The sequence below is a fragment of the Serratia sp. TSA_198.1 genome, from assembly GCF_052686505.1.
The window spans coordinates 895,798-917,655 of the sequence record NZ_JBQZFP010000001.1; the positions used below are offsets into that span (position 1 = coordinate 895,798).

The 21,858-nt window shown below is 58.6% G+C and carries 22 protein-coding genes; 6 read left to right on the top strand and 16 right to left on the bottom strand.

Annotation, left to right across the window (positions count from 1 at the left end; genetic code table 11):
- Positions 1 to 6: 6 nt before the first annotated feature.
- A complete protein-coding gene (locus ACUTSW_RS04155) occupies positions 7 to 879 on the bottom strand; it encodes a MurR/RpiR family transcriptional regulator (RefSeq protein ID WP_004944177.1) in 873 nt (290 codons plus the stop codon).
- A 246-nt stretch (positions 880 to 1,125) separates the two neighbouring features.
- On the bottom strand, positions 1,126 to 1,989 hold the full coding sequence (locus ACUTSW_RS04160) for a GNAT family N-acetyltransferase (RefSeq protein WP_445583759.1): 864 nt from the start codon (positions 1,987 to 1,989) through the stop codon (positions 1,126 to 1,128).
- 294 nt (positions 1,990 to 2,283) lie between these two features.
- On the opposite strand from ACUTSW_RS04160, the gene ACUTSW_RS04165 reads away from it, so the two are divergent.
- The 3 genes from ACUTSW_RS04165 (at position 2,284) to ACUTSW_RS04175 (ending at position 5,644) form a co-directional block, all read left to right on the top strand.
- Positions 2,284 to 3,114 carry a mannosyl-3-phosphoglycerate phosphatase-related protein gene (locus ACUTSW_RS04165; RefSeq protein ID WP_445583760.1) on the top strand — a complete coding sequence of 277 codons (831 nt, stop codon included), beginning with the start codon at positions 2,284 to 2,286 and terminating at the stop codon, positions 3,112 to 3,114.
- Positions 3,107 to 4,321: a glycosyl transferase gene (locus tag ACUTSW_RS04170; protein WP_445583761.1), complete on the top strand. Its 1,215-nt coding sequence runs from the start codon at positions 3,107 to 3,109 to the stop codon at positions 4,319 to 4,321. Before ACUTSW_RS04165 ends, ACUTSW_RS04170 begins: the two co-directional genes overlap by 8 nt.
- A 126-nt stretch (positions 4,322 to 4,447) precedes the next feature.
- The gene (locus ACUTSW_RS04175; protein ID WP_445583762.1) at positions 4,448 to 5,644 is read left to right on the top strand and encodes a multidrug efflux MFS transporter; all 1,197 of its coding nucleotides are present in this window, start codon (positions 4,448 to 4,450) and stop codon (positions 5,642 to 5,644) included.
- Positions 5,645 to 5,725: 81 nt separating this feature from the next.
- On the opposite strand, the gene ACUTSW_RS04180 is transcribed toward ACUTSW_RS04175, so the two are convergent.
- From ACUTSW_RS04180 to ACUTSW_RS04190, 3 genes are read right to left on the bottom strand one after another with little or no spacing between them, the layout of a single operon-like run.
- On the bottom strand, positions 5,726 to 6,058 hold the full coding sequence (locus ACUTSW_RS04180) for an NIPSNAP family protein (protein ID WP_445583763.1): 333 nt from the start codon (positions 6,056 to 6,058) through the stop codon (positions 5,726 to 5,728).
- A 54-nt stretch (positions 6,059 to 6,112) separates the two neighbouring features.
- Positions 6,113 to 6,550, bottom strand: a complete 438-nt coding sequence (locus ACUTSW_RS04185) for a glyoxalase (protein WP_445583764.1) — start codon at positions 6,548 to 6,550, stop codon at positions 6,113 to 6,115.
- Between the two features lie 17 nt (positions 6,551 to 6,567).
- A complete protein-coding gene (locus tag ACUTSW_RS04190; RefSeq protein WP_445583765.1) occupies positions 6,568 to 7,437 on the bottom strand; it encodes a helix-turn-helix domain-containing protein in 870 nt (289 codons plus the stop codon).
- Positions 7,438 to 7,615: 178 nt separating this feature from the next.
- Between ACUTSW_RS04190 and ACUTSW_RS04195 the strand changes: the two genes are divergently transcribed.
- Positions 7,616 to 8,518 carry a DMT family transporter gene (locus ACUTSW_RS04195; RefSeq protein WP_445583766.1) on the top strand — a complete coding sequence of 301 codons (903 nt, stop codon included), beginning with the start codon at positions 7,616 to 7,618 and terminating at the stop codon, positions 8,516 to 8,518.
- Between the two features lie 145 nt (positions 8,519 to 8,663).
- On the opposite strand, the gene ACUTSW_RS04200 is transcribed toward ACUTSW_RS04195, so the two are convergent.
- The 3 genes from ACUTSW_RS04200 to ACUTSW_RS04210 all read right to left on the bottom strand — a co-directional run bounded on the left by ACUTSW_RS04200 (position 8,664) and on the right by ACUTSW_RS04210 (position 10,432).
- Entirely contained in the window at positions 8,664 to 9,560 is an 897-nt protein-coding gene (locus tag ACUTSW_RS04200; RefSeq protein ID WP_445583767.1) for a PhzF family phenazine biosynthesis protein, read from the bottom strand.
- Positions 9,561 to 9,903: 343 nt separating this feature from the next.
- Complete coding sequence (locus tag ACUTSW_RS04205; protein WP_197912672.1) at positions 9,904 to 10,197, bottom strand: type II toxin-antitoxin system RelE/ParE family toxin; 294 nt, start codon at positions 10,195 to 10,197, stop codon at positions 9,904 to 9,906.
- The gene (locus ACUTSW_RS04210; protein WP_197912673.1) at positions 10,190 to 10,432 is read right to left on the bottom strand and encodes a type II toxin-antitoxin system ParD family antitoxin; all 243 of its coding nucleotides are present in this window, start codon (positions 10,430 to 10,432) and stop codon (positions 10,190 to 10,192) included. The genes ACUTSW_RS04205 and ACUTSW_RS04210 overlap by 8 nt, the downstream gene beginning before the upstream one ends.
- A gap of 199 nt (positions 10,433 to 10,631) precedes the next feature.
- On the opposite strand from ACUTSW_RS04210, the gene ACUTSW_RS04215 reads away from it, so the two are divergent.
- The gene (locus ACUTSW_RS04215; RefSeq protein WP_330761962.1) at positions 10,632 to 10,988 is read left to right on the top strand and encodes a protease inhibitor Inh/omp19 family protein; all 357 of its coding nucleotides are present in this window, start codon (positions 10,632 to 10,634) and stop codon (positions 10,986 to 10,988) included.
- On the opposite strand, the gene ACUTSW_RS04220 is transcribed toward ACUTSW_RS04215, so the two are convergent.
- Together ACUTSW_RS04220 and ACUTSW_RS04225 are read right to left on the bottom strand one after the other, a co-directional pair.
- On the bottom strand, positions 10,989 to 11,510 hold the full coding sequence (locus ACUTSW_RS04220) for a chromate transporter (RefSeq protein WP_006325093.1): 522 nt from the start codon (positions 11,508 to 11,510) through the stop codon (positions 10,989 to 10,991).
- Positions 11,507 to 12,079 (bottom strand): chromate transporter, encoded by a 573-nt coding sequence (locus ACUTSW_RS04225; protein WP_013812810.1) that lies wholly within the window; start codon positions 12,077 to 12,079, stop codon positions 11,507 to 11,509. The genes ACUTSW_RS04220 and ACUTSW_RS04225 overlap by 4 nt, the downstream gene beginning before the upstream one ends.
- Before the next feature lie 100 nt (positions 12,080 to 12,179).
- Here ACUTSW_RS04225 and ACUTSW_RS04230 point away from each other — a divergent pair, with 100 nt between their 5' ends.
- A complete protein-coding gene (locus ACUTSW_RS04230; protein WP_062870750.1) occupies positions 12,180 to 13,100 on the top strand; it encodes a LysR family transcriptional regulator in 921 nt (306 codons plus the stop codon).
- A gap of 166 nt (positions 13,101 to 13,266) precedes the next feature.
- Here the strand turns inward: ACUTSW_RS04230 and licT are convergent, their stop codons facing one another.
- The 6 genes from licT to ACUTSW_RS04260 all read right to left on the bottom strand — a co-directional run bounded on the left by licT (position 13,267) and on the right by ACUTSW_RS04260 (position 21,733).
- Positions 13,267 to 14,106 carry a BglG family transcription antiterminator LicT gene (licT, locus tag ACUTSW_RS04235; protein ID WP_004944140.1) on the bottom strand — a complete coding sequence of 280 codons (840 nt, stop codon included), beginning with the start codon at positions 14,104 to 14,106 and terminating at the stop codon, positions 13,267 to 13,269.
- Between the two features lie 27 nt (positions 14,107 to 14,133).
- Positions 14,134 to 15,546 carry a glycoside hydrolase family 1 protein gene (locus ACUTSW_RS04240; RefSeq protein WP_062870749.1) on the bottom strand — a complete coding sequence of 471 codons (1,413 nt, stop codon included), beginning with the start codon at positions 15,544 to 15,546 and terminating at the stop codon, positions 14,134 to 14,136.
- Positions 15,543 to 17,414: a beta-glucoside-specific PTS transporter subunit IIABC gene (locus ACUTSW_RS04245; protein WP_445583768.1), complete on the bottom strand. Its 1,872-nt coding sequence runs from the start codon at positions 17,412 to 17,414 to the stop codon at positions 15,543 to 15,545. The genes ACUTSW_RS04240 and ACUTSW_RS04245 overlap by 4 nt, the downstream gene beginning before the upstream one ends.
- Positions 17,415 to 17,736: 322 nt before the next feature.
- Complete coding sequence (locus ACUTSW_RS04250; protein WP_445583769.1) at positions 17,737 to 19,041, bottom strand: c-type cytochrome; 1,305 nt, start codon at positions 19,039 to 19,041, stop codon at positions 17,737 to 17,739.
- Between the two features lie 11 nt (positions 19,042 to 19,052).
- Positions 19,053 to 19,511 (bottom strand): (2Fe-2S)-binding protein, encoded by a 459-nt coding sequence (locus ACUTSW_RS04255; protein ID WP_004944127.1) that lies wholly within the window; start codon positions 19,509 to 19,511, stop codon positions 19,053 to 19,055.
- Entirely contained in the window at positions 19,508 to 21,733 is a 2,226-nt protein-coding gene (locus ACUTSW_RS04260) for a molybdopterin cofactor-binding domain-containing protein (protein WP_445583770.1), read from the bottom strand. The genes ACUTSW_RS04255 and ACUTSW_RS04260 overlap by 4 nt, the downstream gene beginning before the upstream one ends.
- Between the last annotated feature and the right edge of the window lie 125 nt (positions 21,734 to 21,858).

A 21,858-nucleotide genomic window follows, 5' to 3' on the forward strand; every position in this document is an offset into this window, starting at 1 on the left:
ATGAGGTTAAGATTCAAATTGGCCCAGTTCTTTTTGCAGAAGGCGGTTGTTCGCCAGCCGTTGCTCCACCGCCGCGCCGCCCTGTTCCAGTACCGAGGACAGCAGCAGGTTGAACAGGCAACTGAGCGGCGCCAGCGAATCCCAAAACTGGCCGGTGTCGGTTTTCACCTGCAGCAGGTCAATCGGGTAATCCCGCGCCCACGGACAGTAAATGTCGGTGATCAGCGCCAGCCGCAGCCCGCGCGCGCAGGCCGCCTGACAATACTGCCGGGCGATGGTCGAGTAAGCGCGAGTGTCGGTCAGCACCAGATAGGGCGCGCCAAATTCCGAATTGAGCGATTCCACGTAGGTACCGGACAGCCCGTCGGCGTAATAGACTCTGGGCCGCAGATACTCCAGATGGCTGTAAAAGGCGTTGGCGATGCCGCGTGTAGACTGGATGCCGACCACAAACACCGCTTCCGCCTGCGCCAGTTGGCGGCTGACGCGGTTGAACGCCTCCCCGCCGGCCAACTGGTAAACGTGCTCTATCGCCTCCAGCTCCAGGGTTAACGCCTGGCGCAGCTTTTGCGGCTGCGGCTGATCGCGCCGCCGGCGGTAAGCGCCCAGACGATCGGTGACGCCCCAGGGTTGATACAGCGCCGCCCCTTGTTCACGCAGCGTACGTTTCAGATCGTCGAGATTGCGATAGCCCAGGCTGCGCAGATAGCGGCCGACCGAAATGCCGCTGGTCGCCGTGCTGCGGGCGATGCCGTCGGCGGTTTCAAACGGCACCTGCGCCAGATTGGCCAGCAGATAACCGGCAATACGCTTGCCGGTCGGGGTTTGTACCGCAAATGACGCTTCTATCTGTGCGATCACATCAGGATGGTCTGCCATAGTTCGCCCGCTGTTGGTGAGTTGTCATCAAACCGCTGTCTGTTACTCAGGTAACAAAGACTGATGATGACAATGCATGGCCTGTGCCAATTGCGGACTTTCTGGGGATATTTCACGCGCGACGGCGTACGGCGGCGCAGGAACGGCAAAACCTGCGGTTACAACAAAGTCATCAGTTGATAACTATTGCACAACAATTGGGCAATGCATCTGGCGATGCACCGCCGTGGCACCTGATTTTCAATTTTATGACAGCGCTTGCGAAACCAATGCAAAAGCCTGCACGCTCGCAGGATCCGGTCTATGAGGCGCGCCGCGCACCATGATGGCGGGCGTGTCCACGCTGGGCAAACCGCGCTCGACCAGCCAGGGGCCGAGGCTGTTGGCCTGTGGCGTGTCGATACGCACAAACTGGCCGGTGCAGGGCCGGCACAGCGCGTCGATTAACCCGACGGCGGAGGCAGTATCGGGCGCGATTACCGGGCCGATCATGTTGCCATGACCAAAGCGGCGACGCACCGCGAAACCGACGGCAATCCCCTGCCGTTCCAACACCAGCGCCTGCCCGGCGCTACTCAGCAAGGTTTCCAGCAGCGGCTGGCGCCGCATGCCGCAAGCGGCGAAATCCAACTCGGCCAGGGTTGGCAGATCCTGCGGCGATGCCGGGCGCAGGGTGACGTCCTCCGGCAAAGGCACCGCGTCGCGGGCAGGCAACGCCCGGCATTGATGCTGTGCCAGCCGCCCCTGTTCGATAAACCCCAACTGCCGATACAACGGCTTGCCCTGTTCGGTAGCTACCAGGTGCAGTTGATGGTCAGCCAATGGCGCCATCAGCGACTGCACCATTTCCCTGGCGATACCTTGCCCGCGATGCCGTTCGTCGACAATCACCAACCCCAGAGTGGCGCGATTCGCCCCCCACAGCCAGCGCAAAGCGGTGCCGACCGTCTCTCCGTTGACCACAGCGACCACTCCCGCCCCCAATCCCCACGCCTGCTGCCAATCTTCCAGGCGGTGAGGCCAGCGCGCCTGTTGCGACAACCCGAACGCCGCCGGCAGATCCCTTTCAATCATCGGGCGCAGGTGAATGCTTTGCTTTTCCTCGGGCACGTTTGCCTCCTGATTCAATAGAGATAATTTTACTGGCTGGCGAAAACCACCTCCCCGCAGAGTAGCAGATTCGGTTCTGCGTGGTGCATTGCTTAGGACAGTCAAGACTTGCACCCCCTGCGATAAGCCGTTAGGGTAAATTGTGATTCGCATCACAATTTTCACTTAGGGGAGTCACGGCGTCGACGGCAAACACCCTCTACAACGCCACGCACCGTTTCCCCGTCGGTCTACATGACAACAAAGTAATCAACCTGTTTATCAGTGAATTACGCACGATATCATGGAGATGAAATGCTGAAACCGAGCCCCAACCTGTTAATTTTCACCGATCTGGACGGTTCGCTGCTGGATCACCACAGCTACCGCTGGCAGGCTGCGCAGCCGTGGCTGGAGCGGCTGGCGCACACCCAGACGCCGCTGATTATCGCCACCAGTAAAACCGCCGCAGAAGTCGCCCCGTTGCAGCGGCAACTCGGGCTGAGCCACTGGCCGTTTATTGCGGAAAACGGCGCGCAGATTGTCTTCCCCGCGCAATGGCGCAATCACCCCGACTATCCGACCAAGCACCTGGGTGCAGATTACCCCAGCCTGTGCGCCATGCTGCGGGAACTGCGCAGCCAGACCGGTTTTGTCTTTCAAGGGTTTGCCGATGTGGATGACGCAACCGTCGCGCAATGGACAGGTTTAACGCTCGATCAGGCGCATCTGGCGCGCCGGCGTGCCGGTTCTGAACCCTTGCGCTGGGCCGGTAACGATGAACAACTTGCCCAGTTTCGCGCGCTGCTCGCGCAGCACAATCTCGGGTTGACCCAGGGCGGGCGCTTTTATCACGTGATGAGCGCGGCCGTCAGCAAAGGCAACGCCGCCCGTTGGATAACCGCGGATTATCAGTTACCGCACGGTCCCCCCCTTACCACCCTCAGTCTGGGCGACGGCCCCAACGATATTTCCCTGCTGCAAGCCTGCGATCTGGCGGTGTTGATCCGGGGGCAGCAGGACAAACCTCTCGATTTACCGGGCGATTTCGCCGGCCGGCTGTACCGTACGCGCCTGCAAGGCCCCCAGGGCTGGTGCGAAGGATTGGATCATTTTCTGATTAACGGGAGATCTCACCATGAGTGATTTTTATCAAGATGGCATCATCACCAATTTTCACCATCTCGCGCAGCGCGAATTGTCCGAACTTGAATATGAGTTGCAGGTATTTTCCGGCCGCAACACCATGGGGCTGATTCTGCCCTCGCTCTATTCCGAGCTGGAAGGCCCGGCGCTGGACAAGATCGTCGATGTTTTGGCGCAGGTGCCCTATTTGGAGGAGATCGTCATTGGCCTGGATCGCGCCGACCATGAGCAATTCCTGCATGCAAAAAGCTTTTTCTCCCGCCTGCCGCAGCGCCACCGCATTTTGTGGAACGACGGGCCGCGCCTGACGGCGATTGCCGACCAGCTCAGCGCCGAAGGGCTGGCCCCCAACGAACCGGGCAAAGGCCGCAACGTGTGGTTTTGCGTCGGCTACACTCTGGCTTCACGCCGTTCCAGCTGCGTGGCACTGCACGACTGTGACATTGTCACCTACGATCGCCGCATGTTGGCGCGCCTGTTGTATCCGGTGGCCAACCCGCATTTTCATTACGATTTCTGCAAGGGTTACTATGCCCGGGTGGCTAACGGCAAGCTGAATGGCCGGGTCGGCCGGTTACTGGTATTTCCGCTGTTGAAATCGCTGCAGAAAGTGTACGGCAATTCGGATTTTCTCGACTATCTGCGCAGCTATCGCTACCCGCTCTCGGGCGAGTTCGCCATGCGTACCCACATTCTCAACAACCTGCGTATTCCCAGCGACTGGGGGCTGGAGATCGGCGTATTGTCGGAAGTCCACCGCAACACCGCCACCAGCCGTATCTGCCAGGTGGATATCGCCGATAATTACGATCATAAGCACCAGCCGATGTCGGAAGAGGATCCGCACAGCGGCCTGCAGCGTATGGCGGGCGATATCACCAAGGCGCTGTACCGCAAATTGGCGATCCAGGGGGTGCCGATCACCAACGATTCTTTTCGCGTACTGCGCGCCACCTACTACCGCACGGCGTTGGATATGATCGACGCCTTTGAGCACGATGCCAAAATGAACGGTCTGGATTTCGATCGCCACAGCGAAGAATCAGCGGTCGAACTGTTCTCTCGGGTGATTTCGCAGGCCGGACAAGCCTTCAGCGAAAACCCCGGCGATAAACCCTTTGTGCCAAGCTGGAACCGCGTACAATCCGCCTTCCCGGATATTCTCGAGCGGTTGTATGACGCCGTAGAACAGGACAACCAACGCTAAATACCTGAGCCCGCACAACGCGGGTTTTACTTTTGCTCACTTATTTCGCCACCCGCGCCTGATAACCGGTGTTATTATTATCCTGCTCAATAATTCTCTCTTAATTCAAAGTGGTACGATAAGTTGATGGAAGCGTGGAAACTCAATCTGATTTCGGTCTGGCTCGGCTGTTTCTTCACCGGGCTGGCGATGAGCCAGATCCTCCCTTTTCTGCCGCTGTATATTGAACAGCTCGGCGTCAGCGGCCACCAGTCGCTCAGCATCTGGTCAGGGTTGGTGTTTAGCGGCACCTTTTTGGTCTCCGCGCTGGTGTCGCCGCTGTGGGGCAGCCTGGCGGATCGCAAAGGCCGCAAGCTGATGCTGCTGCGCGCTTCGCTGGGGATGGCGATCGTCATTGTGCTGCAGGGCATGGTAACCCACGTTTACCAGCTGTTTGCGCTGCGTGCGCTGATGGGCCTGACCTCCGGTTATATTCCCAACGCTATGGCGCTGGTGGCCTCACAGGTGCCGCGTGACAAAAGCGGTTGGGCGCTGGGCACTCTGTCTACCGGCCCGGTTTCCGGGGTGATCGTCGGCCCGCTGCTGGGGGGCCTGATGGCTGACCATCTGGGCCTGCGCGTAGTGTTTTTCGTCACCGCCGGGCTGATGTTCGTCAGCTTCCTCATTACCTTATTCCTGATAAAAGAACGCCGCGTCGAGGTGAAAAAGGCCGACCGACTGAGCGGCAAGGCAGTATTCCAGTCGCTGCCTTATCCGGCGCTGATCGTCACGCTGTTCATCAGCACGTTGATGATCCAATTGGCTAACTCCTCCATCAGCCCGATTCTGACGCTGTTCATCAAGGATTTGTCCGGCGACAGCGGCAATATCGCCTTTATCAGCGGCATGATCGCGGCCGTTCCCGGTATTGCCGCGTTGGTTTCCGCGCCGCGTCTCGGCCGGCTTGGCGACCGTATCGGCACCGCCCGCATTCTGATGGCGGCGCTGGGGTTAACCACCCTACTGTTCGCTATCATGGCCTGGGTGCAAACGCCGCTGCAATTGGGGATTTTGCGCTTCCTGCTGGGCTTTGCCGACGGCGCCCTGATGCCTGCGGTGCAGACGCTGCTGCTGAAGTATTCCTCCGATCAGGTTACGGGCCGCATCTTCGGCTATAACCAATCGTTTATGTACCTCGGCAACGTGGTCGGCCCGCTGATAGGCTCCAGTGTTTCCGCCTTGATGGGCTTCCGCTGGGTGTTTGCGGTAACGGCGGCGCTGGTGCTGATCAATTGCCTGCTGCTGCGCAGTCAGTTTAGAAAGGTGGAAAGCGCACGCAAGTAAACGGCAGTATGCTTCAGAACAGGGAAAGTGCCGTTAACGGCACTTCCTGATTAGCGTTCCGGTTAAATCTATTTGGACAGGCTAAACCCGCATCGCATCCAGTGCAGCATTGCTGATTGTCAGTACAGACTTGATGCTTTGCTCAATCCTTTCGATAATCGCCGCTCTCGGGCCTGTGCGCCAGGCGTCGCTTTTGTAGAATTCATCCTGGGCGTTTTCAAGATGTTCGACACTGTCAAAAGCGCGAATCAGAAAGTACGAATCTGCATCGTGCAATGAGTTCCCAAAGCGGACAACGTCGATCCCCGCCTTACGATGCAAAGGGACGCTGGTTTCCGTCATGATTTTGTGAAAATCGCGGCCAGTCCCCTTCTTGAGGGTGTAGGTGAGTATCTCTAGGGTTTTGTTTTCCATCCCTGATCCTTCATAAACCAACAGCAAAATTCCCTAACGGGCCATGATTGTAATTCAGCCACGCAACCAGGGCGTGAAAGTGACGCCGATCAGCAATCCTTCCGGGCTGAGGAGGCGGGTGACGCTCTGGCCCCAGGGCTCTTCGCGGTTGGCGACCAGCAGGCGGTAACCCTTGTCGATCAACCCTTGGGTGGCCAACGCCATATCGGCGACGTCAAACTCCATCCATGCCTGCGGCACCGGCAGATCGGCCGGCCATTGTTCGCTGCCGAAGCAAGATTGCGCCGCCTGCGCCAACGGCCACAAAGCAAAGTGTTTCACCCCTTCCAGCGCGCCATGCTCGGCCAGCAGATAATCGGCATTGTCGGGCATCGGCTTGAGCGGCAGCCCCAGCGCGTCGACATAAAACGCCTTGCTGTGCTCCGTTTGCTGCGTAATCGGCCCGAATCCGGCGATAAACAATACGCCAAGTCCTGCGAACTGCTGTTCCATGTTCTCTCCTGTGGGGGTTAGCGCCCCTGACGCATCTGCATCGGGGCAAATCCATAAGCCGCTTTGAAGCGGTTGCTGAAATGGCTGGCGGAACTGAAGCCGCATTCCAGCGCAATCTGCGTCAGCGGCAGCAAGCTGTGGCACAGCAATTTTTCCGCCTGTTGCAGCCGCGCGCGCATCACAAACTGGTGTGGCGCCAGGCCGGTGTCATGTTTGAACATGCGGGCAAAGTGGAACTCACTCAGCCCGGCCTGCGCCGCCAGGTCCGCCAGCAACAGCGGCTTGTCGAGGTGCTGCTCGATATACTCTTTTACCCGCCTGGCCACCGCTGGCGCCAGGCCACCGCGCACCGTCGGCAAAGCCCATTGCAGTTGACTGTAGCGCTGAACCAGATGCGACATCAGCAGGGTTGTAGCACTGCTGAGCGCCAACTGATTGGCGCGATCCTGCCAGTTGCAGTTAAGCAAAAACTGGCGGTACAGCAGCGTAATTTGCGGATCCTCGGCAAAAGCGCACGGCTCGAGAGCGATCGCCGCCGGGCTGCGATCCCAGGTTTGCTCCACCACCTGTCGCAGATGCCGGTCGGTGCAGTAAAGGTGCACGAAAGATAAATCGCTGCGCACGTCCCAGGTGGATTCATACTGGCGAGGCATAATGCAGAAACGGTCCGGCCCACCGCCGTTCTTCCAGCCGCCGGGCACTTTTTGATAGCACTCGTAGCCATCGGCGACATAGAGGCTCAGGGTATGGTGATCGGCGCTTTCCTGGGTAATGCGATCGTCACGGTTGGACCAGGCGGCCAGCTCCACGCCGGAACCCAACTGCACGCTGCCGTGCAACCGCGCTTTATGTTCCCGCAGTGTTTCAAACGCCTTGTATCTGGACATCGCCGGTCCCGCTTCGCTGAATTGTTTTCAGTGTAAAGAGTGACGCCACACCGCACCAGTCCACGACCCGCGCTTTTGCTAAAAAAAGCGCAAGAATATGCAATTGTGCGCAAAGCGCTGAAAGCGCGACAGCGAGCAACGGCGGATACTGCGGCAATCTATTTTGCCGGAGTCGATTATGAACGTGCTGTTGTACCTTGCCGTGGTGCTGATTTGGGGCACCACCTGGATTGCGATTACCCTGCAACAGGCTGGACCGGTAGCCATTCCGGTGTCGATCAGTTATCGGTTCGTGGTTTCCGCCGCGGTGATGTTGCTGATCCTGCTGTTGGCGCGCCGCCTGCGCCGCATTGCGCTGCGTGATCACCTGTTTTGCATCCTGCAAGGCTGCTGCGTGTTCGGCTTTAACTTCTACTGTTTCTACCATGCGGCGGCCTATATCAGCAGCGGGTTGGAATCGGTGATTTTCTCGATGGCGGTACTGTTCAATGCCGTCAACGGCATGATCTTCTTTCGTCAACGCCCCAGCCCAAACTTGCTGCCTGCGGCGGTACTGGGCCTGACCGGGATCGTCGCCCTGTTCTGGCAGGATCTGGTCGCCACGCAAATGGCGCCGGAACTGTTGCAAGGCATCGGCCTGAGTGCGCTCGGCACCTACGGTTTTTCGCTCGGTAATATGATCAGTTCACGCCACCAGCGACGTGGGCTGGACATCCTATCCACCAATACTTATGCCATGAGTTATGGCGCCATCCTGATGGCACTGATCGCCCTGGCCCAGGGTGCATCCTTCCAGATTGAGTTCAGTACCCGTTATATCGGCTCATTGCTGTATCTGGCGATTTTTGGGTCGGTGATTGCCTTTGCCGCTTACTTCAGCCTGCTTGGCCGCATCGGCGCAAGCGCTGCGGCCTACAGCACCCTGCTGTTCCCGCTGGTGGCGCTGAGCATCTCGACACTCTATGAAGGTTACCAGTGGCACCTCAATGCGGTGATCGGCCTGTGCCTGATCCTGTTGGGGAATCTGGTGATGTTCGCCAAACCCGGCATGTACGCCGCGTTATGGCGGCGAGCGGCGTAAGGAGAAACTGCAATAACAGCGGTCGATCTGGCATGCCTCCTTACCATCTTGGGGCATTCTATCAACTCGTACACTCTAGGCCGGGAACGGGCGCGGTACCCATTCCCGGTCACAATGTCTGGTAATCAGTGAGTGATTACCACGCCTAAATGTGCAGCCAGCCATTAATCAGCGTGCAACTCTGTCCACCAATCCATGGCTCATCGTGAATGAAACGAACGCTAACCCGGCCTTCTCGCTGGAGTTGGGTTCCTTGTCGAACCTGATACCCCTGTGCCGTCGAGCCACCGTCGGGGAAGTTATTGGCCTTCAACAGATGGGCCAGGCACGCATTAGCGCTGCCAGTCACGGGATCCTCAACCAACTGCCCCCCTTCAACCAGAAACGCTCTCATTTCGTAATCAGCTGGATCACCAGATGAATAGGCACCATAAATCACCACGCCATCAACATGACAGGCAATTTGCAGCTTTTTAATCATGGCATGATCCGGCGTCACCCTCAGGCAGGATTGAGCGTTTGGCATGCGTATCATAAGCCAGCGAATACCCATGTCGGCAATCACCGGCATCGTATCTGTTTCAATAACCGCCTGCTGAAAAGCGGCCTTTAGCAGGTCCCTTTCTTCAACCGCCGGCGTTCGAAACGTTACCGCTGGCGCGGCAAACGCCAAGGTTCCGTCAGGTAAGATATTGACCGCAACCAGACCAACCCCGCATTCTTGCATAACTACCCCCGGCTGTTTGGTCACCAGCCCCGCCTCCAATAATGCATGGGCCGTACCCAAGGTCGGATGTCCGGCAAAGGGCAACTCTTTTTCGGGGGTAAAAATACGCACCTGATAATCTGCAACCGGATTAGTCGGTTTGAAAACAAACGTCGTTTCTGAAAGGTTGGTCCAGCGAGCCAATGAAAGCATCTGCATTTCATTCAACCCCTCAGCCTCCAGGATCACCGCCAAGGGATTTCCCTGCAATGGCGAGGTGGTAAATACATCCACCTGCTTGTAAGCGCGTGGAATCACATCATCTCTTCGGAGCATTGGCCATAATCCGCTATATACAAGGCTTGATGATAGCTCTGTTAAATGGCTTACATCAATTTATCAATCTGCCACTATTTGAAGGGTCCACATGGCAGCCGCTGCTGTTCCTGCCCCGCTAACCCTTGACGAAAGGCTCGTTGGCCATGGCGAGATTAAACGGCGTCATCACGTAGGTCCTTGAGAAGCGCTGAGTGACGATACTGCCGGGAAGAAACCGTGGTATTGCAGGATTGTCTGGAAGGCGCTGCGTGCATTCCGCCGCTGATGTCCACCACGCTAAGGCGCACGGCCTGCTCACTCGACCATTGGCGAAAACCTTCCTCTCCTTATCCTCACATATTTAAATATCGATCAGGTGAATCATCGGTTCCATCTGTTGATGCAGAATCCTGATGATAAATATATCTTGGTCACGAACACGATAAAAAATTGCATGCTGCTGATGATCAAATCGACGTATGCCGGGTTTTATCTCCGCATATTCACGCCCCATACCAGGAGCCATAATCAGAGTTTGCAGGCAGTTTTCCATATCATCAGTGTAACGATCAGCCTGCTTTGCACCGAAGTTCACCAAGGTATATTCGTAGATCCCGGCGAAATCATCGGCAGCCAGGTTCGAAAGCTTATACATTGTGCTCACGTTTCTTTTTAGCCGCGATCTCGCGCAAGCTTAACGCGCTTTCCCCACTACGCTCACCATTTTCAAGAGCAAGCCGTAAAGTTTCAATGTGATATTCTTTTTGCTCAAGCAGACGTAATGCAGTTCGCATCACTTCACTGGTTGAGCCATAGCGGCCGCTGTCAACTAGTCGACTGACAAAGGCATCCAGTTGTTCGCCAATGGTTACGCTGGTTGTTCTAGGCATAACTCCTCCTGTGTGAATTACTAACACAAATTATCACCCCCGCAAAGCCAGACGTCAACGCCGGCAACTTTGCTATCATCATAGACACAAAAGATGTTTCCACCCGGCCACAAAAGCGACAGTAAGGAAACTGATGATCACCCTTTTCCCCTTTACCCCGTTGCGCGCATTACGGCGCATTGCCCTGACTGGAGCCGTTATGAGCCTATTGTTATGCAGCAATACCTTCGCCAGTTCGTTGCCGTTGCTCGCCCCCTCCGCGCTGAAAGGGCACTGGCAGTTGACCGACACCGAAGGCAAGATCGCCGCCTGTGACGTTGAACTGAGCGATGAACGGATCGAAAGCACCAACGCCTACCGTTTCACCGCCTCATCGCAGTGCCTGCAACCGCTGGCGCTCACCGAACTGCCGGTAGCCTGGCGCCCGACGCCGGACGGCATGACGTTGACCAACGCCGACGGCAGCAGGGTGGCGTTTCTGGCGCTGACCGCCCCTAAACGCTACGAAGTCATGAACCACGGCGGTAAAGCCCGCTTTGTACTGACACCGCGCTGACTAAGCTACCAGCAGCCCGAGCAGCGCACCGCCCGCCAGTATCCACAGCGGGTGAATGCGTTTGTTCATGCTCAGCAGCGTGGCCAACGCGATGATCGCCGCCAACGGCCAGCTCGGCGCAGAGGCTTCGGCAATCAACACCCCGCTGGCCGCCACCAACCCGACGGTAACCGGCACCAGACCGGTCTGCACGATGCGCCGCCAGGGTTTGTCCTTGAAGCGCCGCCAGGCCCCCATCACCAGTAAAGTGACGATCGATGACGGGCCGAACTTGGCGATGGAGGAAACCAGCAGCCCCGCCCAGCCGGCCACGTGCCAGCCAATCAGCGGCACGATCATCATATTCGGCCCCGGCGCGGCTTGCGCCATGGCGAACAGCGCGCTGAACTCCTGTGCGCTCATCCATTGATGAATCTCCACCACCTGGCGCTGCATTTCCGGCAGGATGGTCATGCCGCCGCCGAACGCCAGCAGCGAAAGCTCGGTGAAAATAATCGCCAGCGAGATCAATACGCCCATCATGAGGGCTTCCTCCACCACAGCAACAGAATGCTCAGCGGCGCCAGCACCAGCATGGTCGGCAACAGCGGCAGGCGCAGCCAGGCGATGGCTATCAGGCACAACGCGACAATCCCCAGCGCCAGCCATTTACCGCGCAGCGGCAACAGCATCTTTATCCCGGTGGACAGCAGCAAGCCGGCCGCCGCGGCCGCCAGCCCGGCAAACACGTGCTGCACATGCGCATCATTCTGGAAGCGGGCGTAAACCATCCCCAACCCGACCACAATCGCGGTCGGGGCGCTGATCAACCCCAGCAATGCACAGCAAGCGCCGCGCAGGCCGCGGAACTCCATCCCCACCGCGACCGAAAGGTTGATTACGTTGCCCCCCGGCAGAAACTGGCACAGCCCGAGCAGCTCGGTAAACTGTTCGCCGCTCAGCCAGCGCCGATCCTCCACCAGCATATTGCGCGCCAGCGGCAGCACGCCGCCAAACCCTATCAGCCCCAGCATCAGAAAGCCCCAAAACAGCTCCCCATTGCCCGGTGCCGCCGCAAGCCGGGTGTTTTTTACCGCATCCGATTCAGACATTGTTCGTTCCACATCGCTTATTTTTGATGCCTGGTATGATGCGCGCCGCCATGTCATGATGTCTAATGCATTTCGGAACCAACAAGGATACCTTTTAGGTATGTCTATGATCGAACTTCGCCGCTTGCGGGCGTTCGTTGCGGTAGTTGAAGAAGGCAATATTACCCGCGCCGCCGAACGGCTGTTTATTCAACAGCCGCCGTTGACCCGCCTGCTGCAAGGGCTGGAGGATGAGCTGGGGGTAACACTGTTGCAGCGCCTGCCGCGTGGCGTACGCGCCACCGAAGCGGGCAACGTGCTGTTTAATGAGGCGCGTGCGCTGTTGGCCCGCGCCGAGCTGTTGACCGAAGCGGTGCAGCGTGCAGCACGCGGTGAACAGGGGCATATCGCCATCGGCTTCACCAGTTCCGCCGCGCTGCACCCGTTCGTGCCTAACCTGTTGCGCCGCTATCGCGAGATCCTGCCGGGCATCACCACCCAACTGGAAGAAGCCGGCAGCGGCGAACTGCTGGATGCGCTGGTGGATGAACGGCTCGACGTGGCTTTTGTGCGCTCGCCGGCCAGCGGCATTCCAGGCCTGACCATTGAGCCGGTGCTGCGCGAACCTATGCTGGTCGCCCTGCCGGTCGGCCACCCGCGGGCAGTCGACAGCGCGCAGCCATTGCCGTTGGCGTCGTTGGCGAACGAAGCTTTTATTCTCTACCGCCGCCCTGCGGGCCAGGGCTTGTACGATGCCATTTTAGCCGCCTGCCACCGCGCCGGGTTCAGCCCGCGCGTCATCCAAGAAGCCCCGCGCCTGCCCGCGACGCTTAGCCTGGTGGGGGCCGGTCTGGGGTTGTCGATCGTACCGGCCTCGATGCGGCGGTTGGGCGGCGACGGCATCGTCTACCGGGCAATCAGCGACGAAGCCCAGCTCAGTGCGCCGCTGTACCTGGCGCTGCGCAGCAACCGCTCTTCCGCCCTCATCCAGCGCTTTCGCGCGCTGGTGACGGAGGCGGTCAGCGCACAGCATTCCGGCTAAATAACGGCGTTTAATACCACTCCCCCCAAGCATGATACGGGTGGAAGGGATGCAGGTTAGCCGACCGTTGAGCGCATGGACGCGCGATACGAGCCTCCATGGACGGATTCACGGCGTGTCGGCGCTCTGCACGTTCCTCACCTGTAGCACTATTGATCGCAACTGTTTAGTCCTGCTGGTCGGTGATACGCGTCAGGTGGATCACCAGATACAGCAGTTCATCGTTCGACATCTCCATCTCAAGCAGATTCTTCACATAGTCGCGGATCAGCAGCGCGCCGCGATAAGCATTCGGGTACTCCCTGGTCACCTGGGCAAAGATGAAGTCGTCTTTCGACGCCATCTGTTGCCCTTCGACCATCCGCTGAATAAAAAACTGCATATGCACCAGAAAACGCGCGTAATTGAGCGAATCCGTATCGATATTGATGCGAAAGTGATACTTGATGATATTGAAAATGTCTTTCAGCATCTTCACCGACAGCAGGGTATGTTCCATGTTCTGCACGTCGGTCTGGCCGTTAACCAGATGGAACGCGATATTCCCCGCCTCTTCTTCCGGCAGAGCGATGTTAAGCCGCTGATTGATTTGCCCCAGCGCCTGCATCGCCACTGCGAACTCCTGCGGATAAAAGCGCTTCACCTCGAACAACAACCGGTTTTGGATCGCAATGCCCTTGTGATAGCGCTCAATGGCAAAGCTGATGTGGTCCGCCAGGGTGAAGAAAATCTGCTCGTTAATGCGGCCATTGAGCTGCCGGTTGGCCTCAGCGAGGATCATCTGCACAATCTCCAGGTGCTCCTCCGGCGTGTTTTCCATCAGCCGCAGGTAATCACGGCCCTTTTGGCTGTTCTGCACCACATACACTTTCTCAATAGTGGCCGGGTCGAGAACGTCACCCACTTTGCTGTTAAAGCCAATACCCTTGCCCATGACGATAGCTTCGTTGTTATCGCTGTCTGTTGATAGCACCAGGCTATTATTGAGTACCTTAATGACTTTCATCGTCGCGGCCATCACCCTTTATTTTTATTAGCGTTGCCGGCCATGAGTGGCAATCAGCCGTTGATACCAGTCAAAACTGCGCTTTTTGATGCGGCGCAGATCTTTCAGATCTTGCTCACCCCGGTTTACATAGATAAACCCGTAACGCTTGGCGTAGCCCTGATGGGTGCTGACCACGTCTATCGCCGCCCACGGGCAATACCCCATCAGTTCAACGCCGTCGTTGATCGCCAATTGCATCTGTTCAACGTGCTGGCGCATAAACTCAATGCGGTAGTCATCATTAATTGTACCATCGGCCTGTAACTCATCCGGGGCGCCTATGCCGTTTTCGGTAATTAATATCGGCAACGCGTAGCGTTCGTAGGTTTTGCGCAGCGTCAGGCGCAGCCCGACCGGGTCGATCACCCAACCGTAACGGGTTTTGCCAACGAACGGGTTTTCCGCCGCGCGGTACACTCCCGGTTCCCCCAGCATGATTTGCTGATCGCCGGCGCGGGCACTGATGTCCGAAGCATCGCCCCGGCTGGCGGCGATGGTGGCGGTGGAATAGTAGTTTATCGCCACGTAATCCGGTTTGCCCTGCAGCAACAGCGCCGCATCGCCCGGTTCCATTTGCGGCGCCAGGCCGCGATCCTGCAAATATCGCCAGGCCAGCGCGTTATAGCGCCCATGCACCGCCACGTCCAAGAAACTCCAGCAGCGCAGCGTTTCCCAGTTATGCGCGGCGATGGCGTCCAGCGGATGGCAGGTTTCCTGATACATCGACGTGGTGTTAATCGCCGGGCCGATTTTGCCGGAGGGGCAGCGTTGGTGGCACAGCGCCATCACCCTGGCCTGCGCCACCAGCATGTGGTGGCTTTGCTGATACAGCACCTGTTTGGACGGCAACTCGCCGCCCTTCGGCATGCCAATCGCGCCCGGATGCAGGATCATCGTGTTCTGTTCATTGATGGTCAGCCAATATTTTACCCGATCGCCAAAGGCGTCAAACAGCACCGCCGCATACTCGACAAACGCATCGATAGTGGCGCGATTGGACCAGCCGCCCTGCTGTTCGAGCACGTAAGGCAAATCGAAGTGATAAAGCGTCACCACAGGTTCAATGCCGTGATGCTGCAGTTCATCGATCAGTTGCCGATAGAACGCCAGCCCGGCGGCGTTAACCTCGCCGGTGCCGTTAGGCAGCACCCGCGTCCAGGCGACGGAAAAGCGGTAGGCCTTCAGCCCCAGCTCGGCGAACAGTTTCACGTCTTCGCGGAAACGGTGATAGTGATCGCTGGCAACTTTGAAATCGGCGGTTTCTTCAGGATGATCGAGCATATCGACAATCGACGGGCTTTTACCGTCTTCATCCCAGGCCCCCTCCACCTGATAGGCGGAGGTAGAAGCCCCCCACAGAAAATCTGCGGGGAAATCGTCCAGGCGTTGATAAATCATGCAGGCTCCTTGGGGGTATTGAGGGCGATGATGGTCTCGCCAAAGCCCACGCTGCCCGGCTGACGGCAGCTCAACTGCGGGAAGGCTTCACTGTTGATCACCAATACCGGCGTAGTAAGGTCGTAACCCAACGCGGTTATCGCCGCAATATCAAAACGCACCAGTTCATCCCCCACCTTGACCCGATCGCCAATCTGCAATTCGGAAGCAAAATGCCGGCCGGCCAGATTGACGGTATCTATGCCTATGTGCACCAGCAGTTCGACGCCGTTGTCACCCTTGATGCCCACCGCGTGCATCGACGGCAAAAAGGTCATCACCTCACCGTCCAGCGGCGCACGCAGTACCCCTTCCTGCGGCTTTATCGCTACGCCCTGTCCCAATAACCCCTGCGAGAACACGTCGTCGTTAACCTGCTCCAGCGCCACCAGTTGGCCGGACAGCGGGCTGAAAATCTGCTGCTCATCGCCGCTGATGGGAGCCGCCGCCGGTGCGGTATCCTGCTCTTGCTCCTCAACCGGATCGTCAAAGCCGAGGATCCAGGTCAGCGCGAAAGTCACCACGATGGCAATGGCGCAGGTGATCAGCGCATGGACGATATTCATCGGGTTTTCACCGATAAATGCCGGCAACGCCGCCAATCCCGGAGAGACAAAGGCATAGCGCACCAGCCCGCTCAGCCCGGCATAGATACCGGCGCAGCCGCCGCCGATCATCGCCGCAATCAGCGGTTTGCGCAGCTTCAGGGTCACGCCATACAGCGAAGGCTCGGTGATCCCCAGCAGCGCAGTGAACCCGGCGGAAGACGCCAGCTGGCGCAGATTTTTGTTTTTGGTGCGGAAAGCCACGCACAGCGTCGCCGCGCCCTGCGCGATATTGGACGCCAGCATGCCCGGTCCGTTAATCATTTCGAAACCGTTTTTGCTCAACTGGCCGGTAGCGATAGGTGTCATCGCCCAGGCGGTGCCGGTGATCACCAGGAAGGGTTGCAGCCCGCCCATCAGCATCGGGATCAGCCAACTGGCCTTGCCGTCGACGATGGCCGCACCTGCGGCGACCAGGTCGTTAAGGAAAATACCGAACGGCCCGACCACCACCAACGCCAGCGGCGCCGTCACCAACAGGATAATCATCGGCTTGGTGAAAAACTTGATCATCGTCGGCGACACTTTCTCCGCAAAGCGCTCGATATAGGACATCAGCCACACGGTGAATATAATCGGCAGCACCGAACCGGCGTAGTCCGCCAGCCGTACCGGAATACCGATAAAATCAATCGCGGTGCCCGCCGCCAGCATCTGCGCCAAATTGGGGTGCAGCAAGGCACCGGCGATGGTCATCGCCAGTATCGGGTTGCATTCAAACTTGATCGAAGCGCCGTAGGCCAGTAATACCGGCAGGAAGAAAAACGCCGCATCGGCGATGGTGTCCAGCAGATGATACGTCGGGCTGGCGGCGTCAATCACACCGGTCAGTTTGAGGATCGCCAGTAGCGCCTTGATCATCCCCGCCCCGGTGATCGCCGGGATCACCGGCGTGAACGTGGTGGAGATAACGCTGATGATCTGCGAAAACACCCCGCCCCTGGCCTGCTGTTTCTTCTCGCCCTGTCGGCCACTGAGATCGCCAATCTCTTTTTGCAACGTGCGGAAGGTTTGCTGCACGTTATTGCCGACCACGATCTGAAACTGGCCGCCGCGCTCCACCACGCTTATCACCCCCGGCAAGGCCTCAATGGCTTTCGCCTGCACCTTGCTGTCATCGTTAAACTCCATGCGCAGACGCGTGGCGCAGTGCGTCAGTTTACTGACGTTAGCTTTACCGCCGACTCGCGCCAATATTTCCAGGCCCAACTGTTTGTAATCCATCGATTTTCCCCGGTAAAAAAACAAAAAAAAAGACCAAAATGAAAATGCGCCTCATCATGATGAGAGGTGCATTCCTATTTTGGTCTTGCCTGCCTGAGCAGTAACACGCCTTAATAAAAATGTCTGGCGACCACGGAGGTCGCGACGGAAGTATCGCCATAGTTGCGTTTTTTCAGCAACTGCCTTCGTCAAACTTTGCGAGCAACATCACTCTTCGCCGAAAATGCACTGCAATGTCGCCCCTTGCCCTCTGCCATGCTCTTTTTTAGCGCAGGCCGTCAAGGATGAACGGCGAAGGGGAGAAACGCCCCCTCGCCGATCGTTACTGTTTGCGTTGTTCCGCGACCTGTTTCGCCGTGACCTTGCCTTGTTTTTCGCCAAACTGGCCGACCACATAGTTGGCTACCGCCGCCACTTCTTCGTCCGAATATTGGGCGCCGAAGTCCGGCATCACCTCATGCTGCTCCCCGATGCTGATGCGGGTGCCTTTGAGGATCGCCTGTACCACGCTGCGGCCCTGCGGATCGTTTACCGCCGTGCTGCCGACCAACGAAGCGTATTTACTCTGTCGGCCCACGCCGTTCCACTGGTGGCAACCGCTGCAATCACCGGCAAACAGCCTGCGGCCCAGAGAATCCTCTTGCCCGCCCGGCAGTACCGCGCTGGAGGACAACGCGCCCTTCGGCTGCAGGTTCACCGAACTGGCACTGTCGCCGGCGATAGGTTCTATGTTGCGCAGGTATTTCACCAACGCCTGATTATCCTCCGGCGTCAGATACTGCAGGCTGTTTTCCACCGCCTCTGCCATCGGGCCGGCGGCACTGCTACGCCCCTCCGCGTGGCCGGTCGCCAGATATTGCGACAGTTGCTGCTCGCTCCAGCCGCCGATGCCGGTCTGCGCATCCGGAGTGATGTTGGCGGCAAACCAGCCCTGGATCACCTCACCGCTGAGGTTCTTGCTCTGGTTAATGCCAAAGGCCAGGTTGCGCGGCGTGTGGCATTCGCTACAGTGCCCCAGCGCGGTCGCCAGGTAGGCACCGCGGTTCCACTGTTCATCCTGGTTGAGATTCGGTTCGAAGCGTTTTTCATGGAAGAACGCCAGATTCCAGAACTTCATGCCCCAGCGTTGGTTGAACGGGAATGGCAGATCGTTTTGCGGGTCGGTCTGTTTCACCGGCGGCAGGCTGAACAGATAAGCCTTGATCGCCAGCACGTCGTCACGGCTCAATGCGGTGTAAGAAGTGTAAGGCATCGCCGGATACAGGTTCCCATCAGGAGCGACGCCCTCACGCACCGCACGCACAAACTGCTCGTCGCTCCAGTCGCCAATACCTGTCTCTTTATCCGCGGTAATATTGGTGCCATAAATAGTGCCGAATGGCAGTTTAAACGCGAAACCTCCGGCGAAAGGTTTGCCACCCGGCGCGGTGTGGCAAGCCACGCAGTCGGCGGCGCGCGCCAGATATTCACCGCGCGCCAGTTTGTCGGTAATGCCGGCCGGCGCACCGGCGATAGGCGCGGCAGGCTCCGGCCCAACCGGCCGCAGCAGGGTATACAGCGCATAGCCGCCGGCTATCACCACTACCGCGACAATCAGCCATAACAGCCATCTCAGGGCGTTGCTCATGAGTTTCTCCCTTAATCCAGCGCCTTGGCGGCCTGGTGGATGGCGGCGCGAATGCGCACGTAAGTAGCGCAGCGGCAAACGTTGCCGCCCATCGCCGCGTCAATATCCGCATCGCTCGGATTTTTGCTCTGAGCCAGCAGCGCGCTGGCACTCATGATCTGGCCGGACTGGCAGTAGCCGCACTGCACCACGTCCAGATTGACCCAAGCCTCCTGCACCGCTTTCCCGGCCGGCGTTTCGCCGATGGCCTCGATGGTGGTGATTTTCTTGCCCACCGCCGCCGACACCGGCGTCATGCAGGATCGTACCGGCACGCCGTCCAGATGAACGGTACAGGCGCCGCACATGGCGATGCCGCAGCCAAACTTGGTGCCGGTCAGTCCAGCTTCATCGCGCAGAAACCACAGCAGCGGCATATGGGTATCGCCCTCAAACGTCAGCGGTTGGTCGTTAACGGTTAAAGTAATCATGATGTTTTCCTTGGAAGGACGCTGGCGTCGCTGTTGGGACGGTGTAAGGGCAGGCTAAGCGAGGTGCGGGGCCGCCCGAGCAGCGCCAACGCATTGCCGACCGCCGGGCCGATGGTCGGCACGCCCAGTTCGCCCACGCCGGTGGGCTTTTCGGTTGAAGGCACGATAATCACCTCAATTTCCGGCATTTCGTCAATGCGCAACGGGCGGAAATTGTTGAAGTTGGATTGTTCGACCAGGCCGTCTTTTAAAGTGATGTTGCCGTACAGCGCGATGCTCAGGCCATAACCGATACCGCCCTCAATCTGCGCGCGGATCACGTCAGGATTCACCGCCACGCCGCAATCCACCGCGCACCACACCTTGTGCACGCGCGGAATGCCGCCTTCGCCGATAGACACTTCGGCAATCTGCGCCACCCGGGTGTCAAACGCCTTGGCGACACCGACGCCGCGCGCCCGGCCATCCACCACCTTCGCGCCCTGCCAGTTGGCGGCTTTCGCCACCGCTCGCAACACCCCGGCTTCGCGCGGCGCGTCTCCCATCAGCGCCAGCCGCCCTTCCACCGGATCCTGTCCGGTTTCCTGCAGCAACTGATCGATAAAGCTTTCCACCGCATGGCCGGTATGGGTGCTGGCGACCGATCTCAGCGAGGAAGTCGGCACCTTGCCCGGCACGATATGGGCGTCGCAACGGAAACTTTCGAAGGTATAAGGCAGCTCGCTGGCGCCTTCGATCATCATCTGATCGACGCCGTTGACCACCAGCGCCGTCATGGCGCTGTTGAGCGTCCAGGAGTGGCCGACGACGGTGTCGGTCCAGCCCACCACCTTGCCGCCCCGGATCGCCCCGCGCAGCCGGTGCAAGATCATCGGGCGATACCAACCGTTGCGGATGTCGTCCTCGCGCGTCCACACCACCTTCACCCCGTGGCCGGGCCCGATAGCCTTGGCGGCAGCGGCCATATCCGCCGCCAGATCCGGCCCCAGTGCCGGGTTGCCCAGATCGATGCGTCGGCCGAAACTGCCTCCCGCCAGAATGGTTTCGATTTGCACTTTTTCCGGCGGCAGCTGGAACAGATCGCACAGCTGCTTATGGTCGAGCGTTTGGATCTGGCAGCCGTAACGCGCCTTGACGCTTTCGCCGTCCCAGAACAGATAGCCGTCGAGCGGCTCCATCGGCGCATGGGCCACATAGGGGAAGGTATATTCCGCTTCGATCACCTTGTCGGCCTTGTCGAAAACCTCGTCCGGCTTGCCGCGGCTGGTCGCCACCACGCCGGTTTTCTGCGCCACCTGGCGGAATTCGGCAAAAATTTGCTCGGTATTGCGCCTTTCGGCCTGGGAATCGTCCCACTCTACCTGCAATTTTTCGCGGCCCTGGATCGCCGCCCAGGTATTTTTGGCGTAGACCGCTACGCCGGTGTCGGTCTGCTTCACATCCACCACGCCGGGCACCTGCAGCGCCCGGCTGGCGTCAAACGACGCCACTTTGCCGCCAAAGCGCGGTGATTTTTTCAGGGTGACGGTCAACATGTCCGGCTCATGAATGTCCTGTGTGAACTGCGCGCTGCCGTTGGTCTTCGCCAGCGAATCCACGCGGTGCAGGCCACTCACTTTGCCGATCAAGGTAAAATTGGCCGGGTCCTTCAGCGTCAACCCTGCGGGATCCGGCGGCGGCAGTTTAGCGGCCAATGCGGCGAATTCGCCGAAGCCCGCTTCGCGGCCGCTGGCAGCATGACTGATCTTGCCTGCCTGTACGGTGATCTCCTGCGCTGAGGTTTTCCAGCTCTGAGCGGCGGCCTGAACCAACAGCGCCCGCGCCATGGCCCCCATGCGCCGCATTTGGTCATAGGCGTTGGCCACCGAACTGGAACCGCCGGTGCCCTGGAAACCGAATGACAGGTTTTTGTAGACGCTGGTGTCCACCGGGGCGGCGACTACGCGCACCTGCGCCCAGTCAGCATCCAGCTCCTCTGCGACCAGCGTCGCCATGCCGGTATAGACGCCCTGGCCCACTTCGGTGTGTTTGCTGATGACGGTGACGATGCCGTCTTCGCCGATCTGTACGAAGGCGTTGGCTTCAAAAGCGTTGCTTTCTGGCACCGTGACGGGAGTGGTACGTGCCAGTGCGCCGGTAGACGGCAGATAGGCGCCAATCACCAGCGCGCCTGCGCCGACGATAAACCGCCGCCGCGTAAGCGGAACTTGCGATATTGTCATTGCTCATAGCTCCAAAATGTCGCTCAGGATGATTCCTTGCGATGAGATCGTTTTTTTTATGTGAAATGTCGGCTGCGTCCCTGACGGGATGTAGAACAACAGAACAATAATTAGCGTAGCCTATT

Bases quoted from the DNA above. Each gene is read 5' to 3' on its own strand.
- ACUTSW_RS04155 (WP_004944177.1), bottom strand. From the start codon at position 879: ATGGCAGACCATCCTGATGTGATCGCACAGATAGAAGCGTCATTTGCG.
- ACUTSW_RS04165 (WP_445583760.1), top strand. From the start codon at position 2,284: ATGCTGAAACCGAGCCCCAACCTGTTAATTTTCACCGATCTGGACGGT.
- ACUTSW_RS04170 (WP_445583761.1), top strand. From the start codon at position 3,107: ATGAGTGATTTTTATCAAGATGGCATCATCACCAATTTTCACCATCTC.
- ACUTSW_RS04175 (WP_445583762.1), top strand. From the start codon at position 4,448: ATGGAAGCGTGGAAACTCAATCTGATTTCGGTCTGGCTCGGCTGTTTC.
- ACUTSW_RS04180 (WP_445583763.1), bottom strand. From the start codon at position 6,058: ATGGAAAACAAAACCCTAGAGATACTCACCTACACCCTCAAGAAGGGG.
- ACUTSW_RS04185 (WP_445583764.1), bottom strand. From the start codon at position 6,550: ATGGAACAGCAGTTCGCAGGACTTGGCGTATTGTTTATCGCCGGATTC.
- ACUTSW_RS04190 (WP_445583765.1), bottom strand. From the start codon at position 7,437: ATGTCCAGATACAAGGCGTTTGAAACACTGCGGGAACATAAAGCGCGG.
- ACUTSW_RS04195 (WP_445583766.1), top strand. From the start codon at position 7,616: ATGAACGTGCTGTTGTACCTTGCCGTGGTGCTGATTTGGGGCACCACC.
- ACUTSW_RS04200 (WP_445583767.1), bottom strand. From the start codon at position 9,560: ATGCTCCGAAGAGATGATGTGATTCCACGCGCTTACAAGCAGGTGGAT.
- ACUTSW_RS04205 (WP_197912672.1), bottom strand. From the start codon at position 10,197: ATGTATAAGCTTTCGAACCTGGCTGCCGATGATTTCGCCGGGATCTAC.
- ACUTSW_RS04210 (WP_197912673.1), bottom strand. From the start codon at position 10,432: ATGCCTAGAACAACCAGCGTAACCATTGGCGAACAACTGGATGCCTTT.
- ACUTSW_RS04215 (WP_330761962.1), top strand. From the start codon at position 10,632: ATGAGCCTATTGTTATGCAGCAATACCTTCGCCAGTTCGTTGCCGTTG.
- ACUTSW_RS04220 (WP_006325093.1), bottom strand. From the start codon at position 11,510: ATGATGGGCGTATTGATCTCGCTGGCGATTATTTTCACCGAGCTTTCG.
- ACUTSW_RS04225 (WP_013812810.1), bottom strand. From the start codon at position 12,079: ATGTCTGAATCGGATGCGGTAAAAAACACCCGGCTTGCGGCGGCACCG.
- ACUTSW_RS04230 (WP_062870750.1), top strand. From the start codon at position 12,180: ATGTCTATGATCGAACTTCGCCGCTTGCGGGCGTTCGTTGCGGTAGTT.
- licT (WP_004944140.1), bottom strand. From the start codon at position 14,106: ATGAAAGTCATTAAGGTACTCAATAATAGCCTGGTGCTATCAACAGAC.
- ACUTSW_RS04240 (WP_062870749.1), bottom strand. From the start codon at position 15,546: ATGATTTATCAACGCCTGGACGATTTCCCCGCAGATTTTCTGTGGGGG.
- ACUTSW_RS04245 (WP_445583768.1), bottom strand. From the start codon at position 17,414: ATGGATTACAAACAGTTGGGCCTGGAAATATTGGCGCGAGTCGGCGGT.
- ACUTSW_RS04250 (WP_445583769.1), bottom strand. From the start codon at position 19,041: ATGAGCAACGCCCTGAGATGGCTGTTATGGCTGATTGTCGCGGTAGTG.
- ACUTSW_RS04255 (WP_004944127.1), bottom strand. From the start codon at position 19,511: ATGATTACTTTAACCGTTAACGACCAACCGCTGACGTTTGAGGGCGAT.
- ACUTSW_RS04260 (WP_445583770.1), bottom strand. From the start codon at position 21,733: ATGACAATATCGCAAGTTCCGCTTACGCGGCGGCGGTTTATCGTCGGC.